The sequence below is a fragment of the Exiguobacterium sp. KJ 601 genome (assembly GCF_027161185.1).
Classification (GTDB): Bacteria; Bacillota; Bacilli; order Exiguobacteriales; family Exiguobacteriaceae; genus Exiguobacterium; species Exiguobacterium profundum.
This window is the reverse complement of sequence record NZ_JADHZG010000003.1, coordinates 26776-45432: the sequence shown is the minus strand read 5'-3', so window position 1 is coordinate 45432 and position 18657 is coordinate 26776. Positions and strand designations below refer to the sequence as shown.

Below are 18657 nucleotides of genomic sequence, written 5' to 3'. Positions count from 1 at the left end.
TAGAAAAATGGGATATTTCAAAAAAAGATTACCATGTTTTTCGCATCATGCGGTGCGGGATATTGGCATCCAAAAACTCATCTCCGAACGCCTCGTACCCGAGCTTTTCATAAAACGGAAGCGCCGTCAGTTGTGCACCCAATCGTAGTTCAACCAACCCTTGACGTTTCGCGACACGTTCAACTTCAATCATAATGTCTTTCCCATATCCATGGCCCCGGGCCGATTGAATCGTCGCCACTCGCTCCACTTTTCCGACAGTCGAGTCGACTGGACGAAGACGCGCTGTCGTCACAGGTTCGGAGTCAAGGAGCCCGACCACATGTGTACACATATCGTCTAAATCATCGTATTCTAAACTCGCATCGATTCCTTGTTCCTGAACGAATACGATCTCCCGCACTTGTTTGGCCTGTTCAATCAACGCTGCTTCGTTTCCCGATTGAATGATCAACATGGTAAAACTCCTTCCTGCAATCGTTTCACGATTTCTTCGATTCCCTTTTCTAGTTCCGCTACGGATGTGAAACGCGCTTGGGCCTGCTTATGGCTTCCACCGCCACGACCGATTTTCATCTCTTGGAGCGCCACTTTCAAGAATGTGCCGACGGCGATATCCTGTGTCCCGTCATGCATAACGAACAATTTCTGCGTTCCATAGTTGGCGCCAACGGCAATTCGCCCTGTTGCTGCGATTCGTTCGATGATGGCGGTCGTCAACGTTTCCGTTTCTGTTCTCCCGACATGTAAAGCCACATAGTTATCTTCTTTCAACACAGCCTCCACTTTCGCTTTGGCAATCCGTTCTTCGAGCGTTTTGATTTCTTTTTCACGTTCCAAACGAATCGTATGTTCTTCGATTACACGGGCTGCCACGGATTCATTCGTTGTCGAGAATGTATGGTGAATCGTCCGCAACGCTGCTCGCGCTTGTTGAGTCGCCTTGATCGCTCGACTTCCCGCCACATACGTCAAGCGGAGATTCCCCCTCACTTTCTTCATCGCCGTCACATGGATGGTACCGAGTTGTCCCGTTGTCTCCACATGAGTGCCACCACATGCATTGTAATCTAGACCTTCGATTTCGACGATGCGAATCATCCCCGTTCGGTCCGTCTCTTTCCGTAAGCGCGCCCGGTCTACTTCTTCTTTTGGGATTTCATAGACACGAATCGGACGGTTTTCAAAGATGAGTTGTTGCATCTCTTGTTCAAGTGCCTCAACGTGCACCCAGTCCATCGTTGCCGTTTCAATCTCAATAGATGAATCGGTCTCTCCGATTCCAAAGCTGAGCGTCCGAATGCCATGACGGTCTTCCAAAATCGCCGTTATCACATGTTGAGCAGTATGCTGGATGGAATGATCCCGTCTGACGTCCTTATCTATTCGAACCTCTATCGTCGTGCCCGCTGGTAATGATTCTGACAAGAGATGCCATACTTCCCCGTCCTTGATTTGTACGTCCAGTACAGGATGCGTCCCAATCCATCCACGGTCAGCCGGTTGTCCCCCACCTTCCGCATAAAACGGGCTGTTCTCGAGTGTGTGCCAATGACCGTTGTCGTCTTCCTTTATTGAGGTCACGACTGTACTTGCTGTATATGGTTCCATCTTGTCCTCCACCTTCTCTCTATAATCTGTTCAGACAACTAGTTTAATTTCGTCTATAATGAAACATACATCTTCTCAGTCAGGAGCGAAATGATATGTTAGAAATCGATAAACAATCTCCGTTACCTATTTATTATCAAATTGAAGCGTACTTAAAGCAACAAATTGATGACGGATTGTTAAAACCAGGAGACACCTTGCCTTCAGAGCGTGAATTTTCCGAGCAATTTCACGTCAGTCGGATGACGATTCGTCAAGCCATCATGAACCTCGTCAACGCCGGTTACTTGAGCCGTCAAAAAGGAAGAGGCACGTTCGTCGCGAGTCAGAAGATTGCGATGACGTTATCGGGACTGACGAGTTTTTCCGAGGAAATCAAACATCGAGGCATGCGACCGCTCAGCCGTCTCTTGTCATACGAGGTCATTCCGGCAACGGATCGCATCGCGCAGCAACTGAGCATCCCAAATCAAACATCGGTTTATGAAATGAAACGGCTACGACTCGCCGATGATCACCCACTTGCGCTCGAAACCGCCTATATTCCCGTTCATTTATTGCCTGACCTGACGCAAGATGACGCGACGGGATCGATTTATGCTTATGCCGAACAGCATGGCTTACGCCTGAAAAATGCAACACAAACACTCGAAGCCCGGAGCGCCGGTCCAGAAGAAGCCAAGCTCCTCACCATTTCTCCGAACGCACCGGTATTGCTGATTGACCAGCGAACTTATCTCGAGAACGGTGACATGTTCGAGTATAGTCGTTCACTCTTTCGCGGAGATTCATACTCCTTGACCGTCGCCATGGACCGCATATAAAAAAAGTTTGCCCGAGGGCAAACTTTTTTTATTGAGCTTCGTACGTTACCCCGCTCGGGTCTAACGTATACGACTCGAGTTCTGTATCGGACATCGGCTCGACACGATTACCGGCGTCCGCTTGTTGTACACGATAGCGTACTTCTTCAAGAAGCGGTTCGTTCAAGAAATAGTAGAAGTGTCCGTCATCTGCCCGGGCACCTTCTCCAGTCAATTGATATTGCACCGTATTGTGAAGCGCGCCAACATCTTCAATTAAACGCATATAGTCATTCGGGCCAAGTGTCGTCTGCATGTTGTCGCCGACGGCTTTCAAGACCTTATCGTAATTGTTTAGGAGTGAAGTGCCGAGTGATTGTTCGAGCACGGCATTGATGACTTCCATCTGGCGTTGTCCACGACCGATGTCCCCACGTGGATCATCGTATCGATTTCGAACGTAGGCAAGTGCCTCTTCACCAGAAAGCTGTTGAAGTCCTTGCTCGATTTGAACTGTCTCACGTGACGCATCGTAACTGTTTTGTTGTGATGAGAACGGAACATCAATCTCAACTCCACCTACCGCATCAATGAAATCAACGAACCCTTGGAAGTTGAGCGAGACGACATGGTCGATTTCAACACCAACTAAATCTTCGATCGTGTTCGTCGCCATCCGCATCCCGTTGTTTGGATTCGATTCATCCATCGAACCAAAGTAGTAAGCGTGTGTGATCTTATCTTGGTCAAGTCCCGTCTTGCCATAAGGAATGTTATATCCCGTGTAGTCAATATTGACATACGAGTCACGCGGGATACTGAGCATCGTCGTCTGCTTTTCTTTCTTGTTTAAAATGACGACAATCATAACGTCCGATCGTCCAAACTCGCCACGCGCTTTCTTCTGTGGCGAAAGGTCTGTCCCTAAAACCAAGAACGTCTCCGTATCTTCTTTATCATAACGAGTCGGCTCAACCGTCGGGTCATCCTCTAATGTGACTTGGGTGCCTGACAACATATTGTGGGCTTTGTAAAACGCTGTACCGTAAATGCTAGATCCAGCAATAATCGCAATCAGCACGAGGGCACTAAATATCTTATAAAACGCAGACGGACCTGTGCGCTGTCTGCGAGCATGTGTTCTAGAATTCATATCGGTCTCCTTCGAGTCAAAATAATGAGCTTCACTCATTATAGAGGAAAGCGAGAAATTTGTCGAAAACGTTTTGATGACAAATTCATTTCTTTACATTTTCCCATAGTTGAACATAGAAAAACCCGCGGAGATGACTCCGCAGGTCCGTTAATCCCGAATGGTAAAAAATCGTGTTGCCGCTTCTTGTCCACGGGCTTGTAAGGATTCCGCACAGTGTGATGCCGCCGCCTCGTCGAGTACGACTGTCACACCAGGATGGGCCTGAAGGATTGTGGCCGGCCAGTCGACCGTCGGTACGCTCTCAATCATGTGCTGCACCGCTTCCGCTTTCCGCTCCCCTGTCGCGACTAGGACGATTTCACGTGCGTTCATGATCGTATCGAGCCCCATCGTGATGGCGTGTGTCGGTACATCTTCTAACCGATCAAAGAATCGACGATTGGCTTCCCGAGTAGACTCCGTGAGTTCGGTCACATGTGTCTTCGCGTCGAGCGCTGTACCCGGTTCATTGAAGGCGATATGCCCATTCTCACCAATCCCTAATAGCTGTAAATCGACACCGAGTGTCCGAACAAGTTCTTCATAACGTGAAGCTTCCACTTCCGGGTCCGGTGCGTCCCCTTGAGGGAGGTGACTTTGTTTGAATGGTACCTCATCGAAGAGTCGATCTTTCATGAAGCGGTTATAGCTTTGAGGATGTTCGGGCGATAATCCGATGTATTCATCTAAATTGACGCTCGTCACATGGCTACAATCGAGCGCGTCCTGTTTAAACATCTGATACATCCCGACCGGTGTGCTACCGGTTGCGAGACCGAGTACGAAGTCATGTTTCCCTGAAATCCGTTCTTTGATTAGCGTATAGGCGATTCGTTCCGCATCGTTCGCCGTCTTTGCGACTAGTACATTCATCTTTGTTCCTCCCGTTCATATACGATTCGACCTTTGACAAAAGTCATCTGAACATGTGTCGTGTCATCCCAAACGACAAGGTCTGCATCAAACCCCGATTTGATGTCTCCTTTTGTCGTCAATCCGAATTCTTTGGCCGCATTCGTCGAAGTCATTTTGACCGCTTCTTCCACCGTACATCCCGTATATGCCTGAATGTTTCGGAAGGCAGCATCCATCGTCAACACACTGCCCGCCAGGTTTCCGGCTTGAAGTCGCGCAGCCCCGTCCGCTACGATGACCGGTTGACCGCCAAGTTCATATTGTCCGTCCGGAAGTCCTTTTGCTCGCATCGCATCCGTGATGACGACAAGTTCATCTGCTCCTTTTAAGCGAAACGCGAAGTCGACCATCTCCGGACGACTATGGATCCCATCCGGAATGATTTCCGCGATGACCCCACCCTCTAAGAGACAATACCCAACCGTTCCGGGTTCTCGATGGTGCAACCCACGCATTTGGTTATAAAGATGCGTCCCGTGTTTGACGCCCGCCTGCTTGTTCTCTTCAAATGTCGCACTCGTATGGCCCGCCGAACCGATTGCACCGGTTTCGCGAAGAACAGCTTCAAACTCACGTGCACCTGGACGTTCCGGTGCATAAGTGACAAGACGGATATGACCGCCGGCAAGCTCTTGCCATTTCCGGAACTGCTCGGCGTCCGGGTCGATAATATATTCTGCCGGTTGTGCCCCAGCCATCTCCACGTTGACAAATGGACCTTCCAAGTGGATTCCGATGAGTGTCGTATCCTGCGCTTCAATGACATTTCGGACTGCCTTCAATGCATGCTCAATCGCTTCTTTTGACTGCGTGATCGTCGTCGCGAAAAAGGACGTGACACCTTCCTGTAGCATGTCGTTACTCAATCGTCGAAGTTTTGATTCATCCGCATCCATCGTATCGACTTCATATCCCCCATGGATATGTACATCGATGAGACCCGGTGTCACGAGCGCTCCAGCGACATCAATCACAGGCTCATCCTGTTGTTCAAACTGGTCCATCGATCCAATCTCATCAATCGTTTGACCATTCCATCTGATATATCCACGTTCCCATGTTTGTTCTGCTGACACGATACGAGCATTGATCAATGTCCCCATCGGTTCACCACTCCTTTTTGTTTTCCTCCATGTTATCATATCGGATAAAAGTATAGTTGTATAGACCAATTTTAAATAAATAAAAGATTGTTCACATTTGCGAACAATCTTCTCCTTTTTTATGTCGATTGAACCGTCCCGTAGCGCCGGACAATCCATACTAACCGGAGGAATAACAAGACCGCTCCGGCTGCGAGCCCGGCAATCAAGCCAATCCAATAACCGTCTGGTCCAAATCCGGCGTGCTCTGCCAAGACATACCCGAGTGGTAAACCGATGACCCAATAAGCGACGAGTGAAAGGACGAGCGTGATATTGACGTCTTTAAAACCACGTAATATCCCTTGGATCGGTGCCGCGACAGCATCTGACAGTTGGAAGAATACAGCGAAGATCATAAAGTGAGCTGCAAGGTCCACGACCGTCGGATCATTCGTATAAATAGCCGCGACCCGTTCGTTTTGCCAAAACAAAAAAGCACCGGAAAAGATAGAAACACCGAGACAGAGCGCGAGCCCGATTTTCGCATAGCGGACGGCATCCTGAAGTCGTTTCGCGCCAAGCTCATACCCCACGACGATCGTCAATGCGCTCGATGCTGAGAGTGGCAACATGTAAACAAACGAAGCGAAGTTAATCGCCGCTTGGTGAGCCGCGACGATTTGGTCACCGTATGAACTGAGCAATACCGTGACCGCCGCAAAGATGCTGACTTCTGCGAAAATGGCGAGCCCGATTGGCGTCCCAAGTTGTAACAGCTCTTTTTGTCGGAGCCAGACCATTCGTTCGGTCGTCCGTAAAAACTTGTATTCGCGGAATGGCTTCCCGTTTCTCACGAAGAAGAAGGCCATGAAGAAGAGTAGCCAGTAAGTGATGCTTGAGGCGATTCCCGCTCCAACTCCGCCGTACGCCGGCACCCCCAGTTTTCCGAAGATGAAGATGTAATTTAATCCGACATTAATGGGTAACCCTAATAGTATGAGGATCATCGAGACTCGCGTCTTGCCCAAGGCATCCATGAGCGTGCGTAGCACATTGAACAGGAACATCGGCAAGACACCGAATCCAAGGGCAAGCAAGTATTGCGTCGCGATTCGTTTCCCTTCTACACTGAGCCCCATGCTCTCGATTGCCATCGGCACAAGGAATGAACCCAACGTCAGCGTGATTACGCTTAGCATGATGGCTAAATAGATACCTTGAAACAAGGTTCGTTGAATCTGTTGACGGTCTCGCGCACCAAGCGCTTGCGAAACGATCGGGGCCACCGCCAGCAAGATTCCACTCAGTCCGGTATACACCGGCATCCACAAGCTTGAACCGACTCCGACACCTGCCAAATCGACGGCACCCGCCCGTCCGGACATGACGGTATCAAAAAAGCTAATCAAATAAAAAGACACTTGCGTGACTAAAATTGGAAAGAAAATCGTGAAGAACAGTTTGATTTTTTCGTTTAATGAATGTGTTTGGTACATGGACAACCCTCATCTCTTTTTCAGAAAGGAACTTATAATCATGAATCAACGGCATGCAGAAAAACTTAAATTTGAACTGTTGGAAACGTGGAACACGTTCAATCACTATGTGACGGAAGCCCTCACCTTTAACAATTCAGAAGATATTCATCGCGCCCGGGTGCATTTACGGAAACTGATCACCTTCATGCAACTATACGAAACGAAGCCGGCGACGTTCCGACAACTCAAACAATTGATGGAGGCACTCGGTCATGTGCGCGACCTCGACGTCCTCATCGAAACGTTTTATTACAAAACCGAACTCGACCATGCGTTTCTTGAAGCGATGGAGACAGAACGTGCCATCGCACGGACGATCCTTTCGACCCGCGTCAGTGAAAAAATGACCCCGTCGCTCGATCAACAAGTACGTCGTTTCATCGGCGGACCGTTATTTCGTGCGTTCAAAAAAACGAACGCCTCTCCGATGTTAGAAAAGGCGAAAAGCGAGCGCAAGCAACGTGTACGCGTCTATCACGAACAATCCGATGGAAAAGAACAGCTTGAAGCACTCCATAAAGTCCGTTTAGCCGTCAAACGCGAACGTTACTTACATGAGTACTTGCTAAGCTATGAATCGGATGCTTCGATGGACACTGTCCGCACGTTAAAAAAGATGCAAACTGAACTCGGTGATATGAACGACCATGACCAACTGTTAAAGCGTTGGCGCGCCTTCACCCCTCCAGCTGAACTACAGTCTGCATACGACAGAAAAATTGAAACATTACAGCAGGAACTCGATGCATCCGTGGAGCACCTCTCGATTTAGCGCGAAGTATAGCGCTCAATCAGTAGTTCCAACAACTTCATTCCGGCAATCGAGTTCCCTTTTGAATCAAGTGCCGGGCCAAATATGCCAAACCCAACGTTATTCAAGTCCAGTTCGTGGTTCCCGACCGCCAAGATGGCACCCGATACCCCACTTTTTCCTGGAAGACCAACCCGGACAGCGAACTCACCCGATGCATCATACATGCCACACGTCGTCATGATGGCCTTGACGATTCGGACGACCCGACGTGGAATCAACTCTTCGCCCGTATCCGGGTCTTCTCCATTCCCTGCAAAGACACGCCCGATTCGCGCCAAATCAAAACAATCAATCTCGATGGCACACTGTTTCGTATACACATCAATGATCTCATCGACGTCTCCATCCACAATTCCATGATGACGCATGAAATAGAGCAGGGCACGGTTCAAGTCGGTCGTCTCGTATTCAGAGCGGGCGACTTTTTCGTCGTACGTGACCTCCTCGACCGAGCGATTTAACAACGTCGCTAAAAACTGGCGGAACTGATAGATTTTGAGTTCTGCCGTCTCCCCCAAAATCATACTCGTCACCGCTAACGCTCCGGCGTTGATCATCGGATTCAGTGGTTTTGACGGGACCGTTTCCTCGAGTTTGGCGATGGAGTTGAATGCGTCCCCCGTCGGCTCCATCCCTACTTTCGAAAAGACATAGTCCTCCCCGAACTCCATCAATACATAACAAAGTGTGAGCGCCTTCGATACGCTCTGAATCGTAAACTTGTGATGAACATCCCCCGCGTGAATATACGTACCATCCGGCAAACAAATCGCCACCCCGAGTAAATCGTTTTTCACATGTGCGAGTTCAGGGATATAGTCCGCCACTTTCCCTTGAGCCGTGTACGGACGACACTCATCAACCAAGTGGTTCAACTGTTGTTCGAGTACATTCATTCCATCACCTCATGTTCCATCAAATTTCAACCGGGTCATCTTATCATATTATCCGTCCGGTGGTCCATCATCTTTATACCAGTCTTCATCCGCCCAAATCATCGGTGGACTTTCCTCGTCTCCAACCAACTTTTCTCCATGCCGATTCATCACCACAATAAACCCAATTATGCCCACCATCACAAGAGTCGCAACGATGAGGAAGGAAGCCATTCCATCGTCCCCTTTCGAATTCGTGACAAATTTGTCTAGAAGTCCGTGACACTTATCCTATATCTCCATCAACATTCTCGGTACCGTTAAGACGACAACAATTTTAGAGAAATGGGTGAATCAATTGAATCGAATCGCGATTATCGGAGGTGGCATCACCGGACTTGCCGCAGCCTATTATGCCAAAGAAGCCGGAGCTCATGTCACATTGATTGAGGCGCAGGACCGTCTCGGTGGAAAAATTAAGACCATTTATCGGGATGGTTTTACGTTAGAGACTGGACCCGACGGTTATATGGCACGAAAGCCGACCTTGACATCACTCATTACCGATCTCGGTCTCGCAGATCAACTCGTCCGCTCCAGAACCGGGACTTCTTACATTTACGTACGGAAGCAACTGAGACAGATGCCGGCCGGATCGGTCATGGGCATCCCGACCAAGTTTTGGCCGATGGTCAAAACGGATCTCTTTACTTGGAGAGGAAAACTTCGCGCCGGATTCGATCTCGTGATTCCACGCGTGTATACAGGAGAGGATATCTCGCTCGACCGTTTCTTTCGGACGAGACTTGGCTCAGAAGTCGTCGATACGATGATCGAACCACTTCTGTCAGGGATTTACAACGGGACACTCGATGACATGAGCATCGAGTCTACTTTCCCTCAGTTTATCACGATTGAACAAAAAACTCGCAGTCTGATTCTCGGAATGAAAGCACTCACTCCTCCCGTCCAAGCCGGTGTAAAGCCGTCCGAGACTGGTAAGTTCCTGTCGATTGAGCAAGGACTCGGAGCACTCGTCGAGGCGCTCCGTCCGTCGATTGATCGACTCATGTTAAAGACGGTCGTTCAATCCGTTCGACCTCATGAAGTCACATTTGCCGATGGGACGATCGAACAGTTTGATGGCATCATTATGGCCACATCGCCGCATGCACTCGGACCTTTGCTCGGATTCCCGGAAGCCGAACGTTTGTCATCGTTAAAACGTACCTCTTCGATGACCGTACTCGCCGCCTTCGACGAGTCAGAAGTGGATGCGTTAGATGGAACCGGCTACGTCATCGCCAAATCGGAAGGAAACGCTTTGACCGCTTGTAGCTGGATGCATAAAAAATGGCCACACCTAGCACCTAAAGGAAAAGCATTGCTCCGCATGTATATCAGTTCAGAACATGTCTCGTCCCTGCTCCATGAAGAGGATGATCTAATCGCAAACTTCGCTTTAGGCGAACTTCGACGCATTCAAAAAGTCGGGACTCCCCTCTTCACGAAAGTCGAGCGACACATTCAAACGATGCCACAGTATGAGGTCGGTCATAAACAGGACGTCCGCGCGTTCGAAGAAGCACTTTTGAAGTGGGACGGCGTCGAAGCGTGTGGCGCCATTCTCCATGGGGTCGGATTACCTGACTGCGTCGATTCCGCCAAACGGGCGGTCGATCACTTACATCTTCGACAGGCGGTGACGGTATGAAACGTATCGACTATAATGAGAACCCGTTCATCGTCATTTGGGAAGTCACACGGGCCTGTGCGCTCTCCTGCGTCCACTGCCGGGCAGAGGCACAATTTCATCGTTACGAAAACGAACTCGACACGGAAGAAGGGAAAGCATTGATTCGCGAGATTCATGCGATGGATAACCCGATTCTCGTCTTTACGGGCGGTGATCCTCTCATGCGTGAAGATTTATTTGAATTGACCGCATATGCTTCCTCCCTTGGGATGCGCGTCTCCATGACACCTTCAGCTACACCTCGTGTAACTCACGATGCCGTGAAACGGGCAAAAGCAGCTGGTTTGTCACGTTGGGCCTTCTCCATTGACGGACCGGACGCCGTGACGCATGACTACTTCCGCGGTACACGTGGCAGCTTCGACCGTACCATTCGAGGAATCTCATATTTCCGAGAAGAAGGGATGTCATTTCAAATCAATACGACGGTGACCGAATACAATGTCGATCGATTACCGGAAATGGCGAAGCTCGTAGAATCCCTCGGTGTATCCGTCTGGACGCTCTTTTTCCTCGTGCCGACCGGACGCGGATCCCTGTTACAACCCATTACACCAGAGCGACATGAGGAAGTATTGAAATGGGCGTTCTCCATACAAGAGACGGCACCCTTCATCATCTCGACGACGGAAGCCCAATTTTATCGGAGAGTCGCCCGCCAAGAAAATCAGCGTCGCCGGGCAGCAGGGCTTCCCCCAATCGGACATCCCCATGACGATTTGGCGAAGGCACCTCGCGGAACGAATGACGGCAACGGATTCGTCTTTATCTCACATACAGGGGACGTCCAGCCGTCCGGATTTTTACCAATCACCTGCGGAAACGTCCGAACGACACCTCTCGCCGATATTTATCGCCACCATCCGACATTCAAGGCGCTACGTGATCCGGATAGTCATCACGGAAAGTGTGGGTATTGTGAGTATCGTTATCTATGTGGTGGTTCGCGTGCTAGAGCCTATGCGGTCACTGGCGATTTCAAAGAATCAGAACCGTACTGTATCTATCAACCAGAACGTCCCCTCGTTTCACAATAACGATTCCCATTTATTCCCTCTCCGTGTAAGATTGGGTTATATGAATCTGATGGTGAAAAGAGGGTGTGTCCGTGCAGACTTTACCGATTGACGGATTGTTCTATATTGGGTTGGGTACAATTTTTATCGTTACGACTTTACTCGGGTTCGGAATCAAGCGATGGACGAAACAAGGTATGATGGGATTTTACACGCTACTCGCAACAAGTCTTGGCTTATTCTTTTGGCTACTGCTCTGGTTCCAAGAAGCGACCCGTGCCAGCTTCATGGGAACAATTCCATGGGTATTCAACTCTTTTTTTGGGACGGTACTCTACCTCATTTTTATTGGGATCAGTTATTTAATTTTGAGAAGAAAGCGTCGGCGTACATAAAAGAGGAATCCGATTTTGGATTCCTCTTTCTTTATGCATTGACTGTCGATGGGCGTAACGTCAACGCCCCGTTCTCGACATCGATGATGACCGTTTGCCCATCCTCGACATCTCCAGCGAGGATGCTACGGGCAAGTTTCGTCTCAATCGTCCGTTGTACATACCGGTTGATCGGTCGCGCACCGAATTGAGGTTCATATGCTTCGTCAGCAACGAACGTTTTGGCTGCATCGGTGATGTCGATATGAATCGAGCGTGTCGTGAGCCGTTCGCTCATCCGTCCGACCGCTTTCTCGACAATCTGACCGATTTGATCTTTCGTGAGGGGATGGAACAGAATCGTTTCATCGACCCGGTTCAAGAATTCAGGACGGAAATGACGACGGAGTTTGTCGAGCACTTGACGCTCTTCGTCCTCATCAATCACGCCATCTTTCGCCGCTTCGAGCAAGATGTCCGCCCCAATGTTCGACGTCATGATGACAATCGTATTTTTGAAGTCGACGATGCGCCCGTGCGAATCGGTCAATCGACCATCATCGAGCAATTGAAGCAAGATATTGAAGACGTCCGGATGCGCTTTCTCGACCTCATCGAGTAAGAGAACCGAGTACGGGTTACGGCGAACCGCTTCCGTCAACTGTCCACCTTCTTCATAACCGATATAGCCAGGAGGGGCACCGACGAGACGCGATACGGCATGTTTCTCCATATATTCACTCATATCCAGCCGAACGATATGGTCTTCTGAATCAAACATCGCTTCCGCGAGTGCTTTCCCGAGTTCTGTCTTCCCAACCCCCGTCGGTCCGAGGAAAAGGAATGAACCAATCGGACGGTTTGGATCTTTGATGCCAGCACGTGCTCGAATGACTGCATCGCTGACAAGACGAATCGCATCATCTTGTCCGAACACACGTTTATGCAAAACCGCTTCTAGATTGAGAAGCTTATCCCGCTCTCCTTCTGTCAGTTTCGTCACCGGGATCCCCGTCCATTTCGAGACGACCTCGGCGATTTCTTCTTCCGTCACTTCTTCACGCACGAGCTCACGCGTCACCGAACTCGCCAACTGTTCCGCTTCTTCTAGTTCCCGCTCAAGTTCCGGGATTCGTCCATATTTCAGTTCCGAGGCCCGGTTCAAATCATAGCGACTCTCTGCCTCTTGTAACTCGAGACGTACTTTCTCAAGGTCTCCACGGATTTGTTGTACGCGGTGCGTCGACTCCTTCTCATTCTCCCAACGGAGACGTAACGAATCAGACTGTTCACGGATAGAAGCCAATTCCTGTTGGAGCGCCTCAAGTCGCTTCATGGAAGCGGCATCGCTCTCTTTTTTAAGAGCCGCCTCTTCGATTTCAAGCTGCATGACCCGACGGACCAATTCATCAAGCTCAGCTGGCATCGACTCCATCTCTGTTCGAATCATCGCACACGACTCGTCGACGAGATCAATCGCCTTGTCCGGCATGAAGCGGTCCGTGATATAGCGATTGGATAGCACAGCCGCCGCGACGAGCGCGTTGTCATGGATGCGTACCCCGTGGTGAATCTCAAAGCGTTCTTTTAAACCGCGCAAGATGGAAACCGTATCCTCGACATCCGGTTCAGCGACAAGTACTTGTTGGAAACGCCGCTCAAGGGCCGGGTCCTTCTCGATATATTGGCGATACTCGTCGAGCGTCGTCGCGCCGATACAATGCAGTTCGCCTCGGGCGAGCATCGGTTTCAACATGTTACCGGCGTCCATCGACCCCTCAGACTTCCCTGCACCGACAATCGTGTGAAGTTCATCGATGAAGAGGATGATGGTGCCTTCCGCTTCTTTCACTTCGGACAAGACGGCCTGTAGACGTTCCTCGAACTCTCCGCGATATTTCGCACCGGCAACGAGGGAGCTCATATCGAGGCTGAAGATGGTTTTGTCTTTCAAACTTTCCGGTACATCTCCACGAACGATGCGCTGGGCGAGCCCTTCGACAATCGCTGTCTTCCCGACCCCTGGTTCTCCGATGAGGACAGGGTTATTTTTTGTTTTTCGACTTAGGATTCGAATGACACGACGAATCTCACTGTCACGTCCGATGACAGGATCGATTTTACCTGTCTTCACTTCTTGAATGAGGTCGCGTCCGTATTTCGTCAAGACATCATAAGTCGCTTCAGGCGACTTCGATGTGATGCGACGGTTCCCACGCACAGCGACAAGCGCCTCACGGAGTCGTTCTTCGGTGACACCTTTCCGTTCGAGCATCGTCTGTGCCTGACTGCTGTTCAACAAAATACCGAGTAGAATATGTTCGACCGATACGTACTCATCATTCATCCCCGTCGCTTCTCGTTCCGCAGTCGTCAAGACGCTTAAGAGAGAGGCTGAAATCATCGGTGTCGTCGGGTTTTGGAGTTTCGGCGCATGTTTCAGAGAAAGCGCGACTTCTCCTTCAATCTCTGACACGTTGATCTCCATTTTTTGAAACAGCAACGGCGCAATCCCGTCCGTCTGTGAAATCATTGAGGCCAATACATGCCACTCATTGATTTCGCTATGATGATACTGTTTCGCTAACGCTTGTGAACTGACAATGCATTCATGTGCTTTATCGGTGAAACGATTAAAGTCCATCACGATTCCTCCTTATCCATTAACGTTCGATTTTTTCATATACAGCCCGGTACGTCTCATCAAGCGGCAGGTCGACTTCGAGCTGCACGAACAAGTCCGACCGTACTTTCGAACCGGTCATGACACCTCGGCCCGGAATACGCATCCGTTGTCCCGGACGGCTTCCCGGTTTCACTTTCAACTTCACGCGTCCCCCGTCGAGTGTCGCAATGATGACGCTCGTCCCGTCTAAAAACTCAAGCGGTCGCAAACGCTTCACTGTCACGATATGCTCTCCTTCGCGACGATACGTATCGTCATCGGCAAAGTGAAGTTCGACATATACATCACCTCGGTTTCCCGATTGTCCGACCCGGCTTCCCTTTCCTTTCAAGCGCAACTTCTGACCTTCATAAGCACCTTGTGGAATTTTGACGTTCACGGTACCCGTTTGAAGACGCAGACTCACTTTCGACTCTTTCGTCAATTGACTAAGCGGGATGTTGACACGAACGGTCTCATCCAAGTCTTCGTCGACCGCTTGGTCAAAGAAGCTTCCGAACATATCTTCAAACCCGAACGTCCGCGAAGTCGTACGTGACCCCCCGCCGAATTGTCGGAAGAGATCCTCGAATTGAGATGAGCCTTCCCCGTAAGCTTCCCCACCGCCTCCGAACCCTTGTCCGAATGACGGTCCATCTGGGCTACCATATCGATCATAGTTCGCCTTCTTCTCCGGGTCGCTCAACACGTCGAACGCCTCTTGAATCGATTTGAAGCGATCCTGTGCCCCAGGATCTTTATTGACGTCCGGATGGTATTGTTTCGCCAGTTTCCGGTATGCGCGTTTAATCTCCTGCTCGGTCGCTCCTTTGGAAACACCAAGCTCATCGTAATAGTTTTTAGCCATATGGATTCACCTCACCTATCCCTTTCCCGTTTCTGTTAACTCTATTCTACTCATTTGGTCAAATAAGGTCAAAGATTATCCTTTCACTTTTCATACGAAAAAAAGAAGAGATTCGTTTCAAAATACGAACCTCTCCTCCTTTAGAAGTATACTTTCGGACTATCCATTCCGTCCTCGAACACAATGGTCACTTCAGGGTCTCCACCGAGGGATGTCACGTTAATTCGAACCGGAACGTTCCGATTATATTCCCAACGGTTTTCAAGCAAGCCGACAACGTGTTGTGTGAATCCGACGAGCTCAGCGCGACTGTAAAACTGAATCGGGATATCAATCTCCATTCTCGATAAATCTCCATTCTGATAAAAACCTTTCCCGATCATCCCGCTATAGTCCGGGAAAAGGTCTGCGATCCGATCGCTGAAGAGCGTAAACTTCTGAGCGTCCTCGCGTACGTCAGACGTCGCTGATGTCGACGGGAAGTAGTAGTACTTCTCATCGATCGCTTTCCAGTCATCCGATTTGACCTGATCCGCCGTCCCAACGAAAGCCGATTTGATATAGTTCCCCGGTGTCGGTGAACCTTGTGTCGATTTCATATAGAGCGCGACATTGATATCGAGATCCTTGAAGTCTTCCCGCTTCCGTAATTGGGAGACGAGCTCGTTCGCCATACGTTCCCCTTCTGCGATCACTTTCTTTTGATCGAGTTTGACGGTGTACGTCGGACCATAGTTCGGTGCTTGGAAGACATACTCACGGTTCAATATGAGTGCAAACGATACGCCTCCAACCTGATACCCGCTGTCCTCTTTCGTCATGTAGTTCTGTTCAACAATGGAAGCTAAATAAAGTGGTGACTTCTTGTTTGCGTCGACAAACTTGTCGTCTTCGACTTCTGCCTTGCCATCCGCATATGCCGGGTTCAAGGGTGTCAATCCTTCATTACTTTTATCTTTCCGTGCAAGTAAACGGGACACATCCTCCGCATTCAACAGCTGTCCCTCTTGATAAGCGAACTTTTCCGGGTCGAACGCGTCCGTTGAATGACGCATGAGACCGAGTTCGACTTCTTCGAGTTCTAACGATGAACTGACTTGACGTTGGGCGAGACCTCTCGCCGCCGCCGGTTTGAACGGAATGACCATCTGGTAATAAGAGTCACGGGCTTCGATCGCTTGTGTGACGCCTTCGGCCGCTGTTTCGTCCCCTGTTGGTGTCGCTTCTTCTTCACCCATCGGTATTTTCATTGAACATCCGCTCAACAATAGCGCAGAGGCGATTGTCGGGATGACGAGTTGTTTCCATTTCATCTATGTCTAGCTCCTTTGAACATCGTTTCCTATTTCACTTTGTCCATTATAACAAAATCGTTCCACGAAAAAAGTATCGAAGCGGAATCAGAACAAATCCCTTCTCGCATGAACGAGAAGGGATGTCGATTTATGGTTTCGTTGACGAGTGGTTGCGACGAATCAACAGTAGGAGTCCTGACGCGAAGAGAAGTGTACCGAGCATGACGTGCCATAGATCATCCGCTTCGCCTGTCATCGGAAGTACGCCTTGTGCGTACGGATCGGCTTCATCGATGTGCTCGACTCGTTTCGCTCCACTCTCTTTGACAACGACTGTCACGGCAGGTGGTGTGGTTTTCACCTCTGTCTTCTGTTTGTTAGCGTCTTGTTTCGGCTCTTCTTTTACCGGAACAGGTTGCTTCACTGCTACCGGTACGTCGACAGAGTGAGTAACCGCAATCCCTTCATCCACCTCAAAGGTGAATGTGGCACGTTGAATCAATTCAGCCCCGGCTCTCATATCATAAGATGTGAGGAGCGGAAGCTCAAACGAGAACGTCACTTCTTCTTCCGGACCGAGACCGTCTCTGAAGGCAGGAATCGCTTCGACCAGCTCTGCGAATCGTTGATTTGCCAGGTGTTGTTCTTCTTTTGTCAAGGCACCGCTTGGCCATGTAAGAACTGCTTTCGCTAAAAATAGGGTGACTCTCGAAGGATTGGTGATCGTATACGTATAACGAACGGGCTCTCCCGGTTGAACGGTCGCTTTCTCAACCGTTGCATTCACGGTGAAGTCTGGTGTTTGCAAAAGGATAATTTGTTGACTTTCTGACGTGACAACCCGGTCGAATTCATCCACTCCGGTCACCCGAAAGACACTGCCGATCTCAGGATGAGCGTCGAACGAATATCCGGTCTGAATCGCTAAAACTTCTGTCACTTCCACCCGTTCCCCCGGCAAGAGACCGTCTTCTCCTATTAATTCATGCAAACGATCAAATACGTGTTGATTGAACGATTCGATTGATTGATGATCGATGTCTCCGCTCACATACTCATGAGAGAATTCTGTCACCGTCATCGGCGTGTCTCCTGTGTTTTCTACAATGAACGTATACGATATTTCGCCTCCGACAACGGCTCGGTCGACTGCGGCGATGTTGATTGCTTCAACGGCGAGCTTCGGTAACGTCGGTTCAGTCGTCGGCTCTTCGACGACTGGTTCTGGTTCAACCGGTGGCGTCACCTCTTCTGATGGGTCTGGTTCTGTGACTACAGGCGGTTCCTCCACTTCGACAGGATAGGCTTCCGTGACAGTGTGTGGAGAAAACGTATACGGTACACCTTCCGCATCATAGAGCGTGATGAGGTCAATCAACGAGTCGTCTACTACTTCCGCATCAATCATAAATCGCCAAACGTCAGCTGATTCACGGACCCCGTAATACGTGATTCCTTCATAGACAAGACTTGATTCATATAATGTTTCGCTTTCCTCATCTGTCAAATTCACTTGGATATACCGGAACGTGGTCGTGTCCGCTTTGGCGGTGGGCACCCCAAATAAGGTTGAAAGGAACATGAGGATGGTAAATACGGCAACGAAGCGCTGGATGTTGTGTGTCATGATGTCGGTCCCTCCTCCAAGGTGAAAACAAGCGCTCGAATCGCAATCGTTCCGATGACGACGTTCACCACGTAGAGGAATGAGAGGAATGTGTGTGTGAAAGTCATGATGTCAAAGGGTTCTCTCGCAAAAATATATTAGCATTTTGATTTAGTTAATCTATACCCCTCACACACTTGTGCGAACCTGCTCAATCCCATTTATTTCTGAAAAAAATAAA

Annotated in this window: 17 protein-coding genes; 5 read left to right on the top strand and 12 right to left on the bottom strand. The window is 49.5% G+C overall.

The annotated features are described in order from the left end of the window. Window positions 1-28 precede the first annotated feature (28 nt). Together IRJ25_RS12390 and IRJ25_RS12385 are read right to left on the bottom strand one after the other, a co-directional pair. A complete protein-coding gene (locus tag IRJ25_RS12390) occupies window positions 29-457 on the bottom strand; it encodes a GNAT family N-acetyltransferase (protein ID WP_074037812.1) in 429 nt (142 codons plus the stop codon). After that, entirely contained in the window at window positions 451-1611 is a 1161-nt protein-coding gene (locus IRJ25_RS12385) for an alanyl-tRNA editing protein (protein ID WP_269318391.1), read from the bottom strand. The genes IRJ25_RS12390 and IRJ25_RS12385 overlap by 7 nt, the downstream gene beginning before the upstream one ends. 95 nt (window positions 1612-1706) lie before the next feature. Here IRJ25_RS12385 and IRJ25_RS12380 point away from each other — a divergent pair, with 95 nt between their 5' ends. After that, on the top strand, window positions 1707-2435 hold the full coding sequence (locus IRJ25_RS12380; protein ID WP_269318390.1) for a GntR family transcriptional regulator: 729 nt from the start codon (window positions 1707-1709) through the stop codon (window positions 2433-2435). A 28-nt stretch (window positions 2436-2463) separates the two neighbouring features. On the opposite strand, the gene IRJ25_RS12375 is transcribed toward IRJ25_RS12380, so the two are convergent. The 4 genes from IRJ25_RS12375 to IRJ25_RS12360 form a co-directional block, all read right to left on the bottom strand. Continuing rightward, the gene (locus IRJ25_RS12375; RefSeq protein WP_074037814.1) at window positions 2464-3567 is read right to left on the bottom strand and encodes an LCP family protein; all 1104 of its coding nucleotides are present in this window, start codon (window positions 3565-3567) and stop codon (window positions 2464-2466) included. A 150-nt stretch (window positions 3568-3717) separates the two neighbouring features. Next, window positions 3718-4482, bottom strand: a complete 765-nt coding sequence (gene nagB / locus IRJ25_RS12370; RefSeq protein ID WP_159563503.1) for a glucosamine-6-phosphate deaminase — start codon at window positions 4480-4482, stop codon at window positions 3718-3720. Further along, window positions 4479-5627 (bottom strand): N-acetylglucosamine-6-phosphate deacetylase, encoded by a 1149-nt coding sequence (nagA, locus tag IRJ25_RS12365; protein ID WP_196431618.1) that lies wholly within the window; start codon window positions 5625-5627, stop codon window positions 4479-4481. Before nagA ends, nagB begins: the two co-directional genes overlap by 4 nt. Window positions 5628-5746: 119 nt before the next feature. Further along, window positions 5747-7105 carry an MATE family efflux transporter gene (locus IRJ25_RS12360; RefSeq protein ID WP_211781723.1) on the bottom strand — a complete coding sequence of 453 codons (1359 nt, stop codon included), beginning with the start codon at window positions 7103-7105 and terminating at the stop codon, window positions 5747-5749. A gap of 40 nt (window positions 7106-7145) precedes the next feature. Here IRJ25_RS12360 and IRJ25_RS12355 point away from each other — a divergent pair, with 40 nt between their 5' ends. Next, window positions 7146-7919: a CHAD domain-containing protein gene (locus IRJ25_RS12355; protein WP_269318389.1), complete on the top strand. Its 774-nt coding sequence runs from the start codon at window positions 7146-7148 to the stop codon at window positions 7917-7919. On the opposite strand, the gene glsA is transcribed toward IRJ25_RS12355, so the two are convergent. Continuing rightward, window positions 7916-8857 carry a glutaminase A gene (glsA, locus tag IRJ25_RS12350; RefSeq protein ID WP_159563499.1) on the bottom strand — a complete coding sequence of 314 codons (942 nt, stop codon included), beginning with the start codon at window positions 8855-8857 and terminating at the stop codon, window positions 7916-7918. The two genes, IRJ25_RS12355 and glsA, sit on opposite strands and share 4 nt — an antisense overlap. Before the next feature lie 48 nt (window positions 8858-8905). Next, window positions 8906-9070 (bottom strand): hypothetical protein, encoded by a 165-nt coding sequence (locus IRJ25_RS12345; RefSeq protein WP_214784674.1) that lies wholly within the window; start codon window positions 9068-9070, stop codon window positions 8906-8908. 115 nt (window positions 9071-9185) lie between these two features. Here IRJ25_RS12345 and hemG point away from each other — a divergent pair, with 115 nt between their 5' ends. The 3 genes from hemG to IRJ25_RS12330 all read left to right on the top strand — a co-directional run bounded on the left by hemG (window position 9186) and on the right by IRJ25_RS12330 (window position 12003). Further along, complete coding sequence (gene hemG / locus IRJ25_RS12340; protein ID WP_214784671.1) at window positions 9186-10550, top strand: protoporphyrinogen oxidase; 1365 nt, start codon at window positions 9186-9188, stop codon at window positions 10548-10550. Beyond that, window positions 10547-11629, top strand: a complete 1083-nt coding sequence (locus IRJ25_RS12335; RefSeq protein ID WP_214784668.1) for a TIGR04053 family radical SAM/SPASM domain-containing protein — start codon at window positions 10547-10549, stop codon at window positions 11627-11629. The genes hemG and IRJ25_RS12335 overlap by 4 nt, the downstream gene beginning before the upstream one ends. A gap of 71 nt (window positions 11630-11700) precedes the next feature. Next, window positions 11701-12003, top strand: a complete 303-nt coding sequence (locus tag IRJ25_RS12330; RefSeq protein WP_269318388.1) for a hypothetical protein — start codon at window positions 11701-11703, stop codon at window positions 12001-12003. Window positions 12004-12034: 31 nt separating this feature from the next. Here the strand turns inward: IRJ25_RS12330 and clpB are convergent, their stop codons facing one another. The 4 genes from clpB to IRJ25_RS12310 form a co-directional block, all read right to left on the bottom strand. After that, window positions 12035-14626, bottom strand: a complete 2592-nt coding sequence (gene clpB / locus IRJ25_RS12325; RefSeq protein ID WP_196431625.1) for an ATP-dependent chaperone ClpB — start codon at window positions 14624-14626, stop codon at window positions 12035-12037. A 19-nt stretch (window positions 14627-14645) separates the two neighbouring features. Beyond that, the gene (locus IRJ25_RS12320; protein ID WP_214691445.1) at window positions 14646-15515 is read right to left on the bottom strand and encodes a DnaJ C-terminal domain-containing protein; all 870 of its coding nucleotides are present in this window, start codon (window positions 15513-15515) and stop codon (window positions 14646-14648) included. 140 nt (window positions 15516-15655) lie between these two features. Next, window positions 15656-16828: a CamS family sex pheromone protein gene (locus IRJ25_RS12315; protein WP_074037823.1), complete on the bottom strand. Its 1173-nt coding sequence runs from the start codon at window positions 16826-16828 to the stop codon at window positions 15656-15658. 130 nt (window positions 16829-16958) lie between these two features. After that, window positions 16959-18437 carry an LPXTG cell wall anchor domain-containing protein gene (locus tag IRJ25_RS12310; RefSeq protein WP_269318387.1) on the bottom strand — a complete coding sequence of 493 codons (1479 nt, stop codon included), beginning with the start codon at window positions 18435-18437 and terminating at the stop codon, window positions 16959-16961. Window positions 18438-18657: the final 220 nt, after the last annotated feature.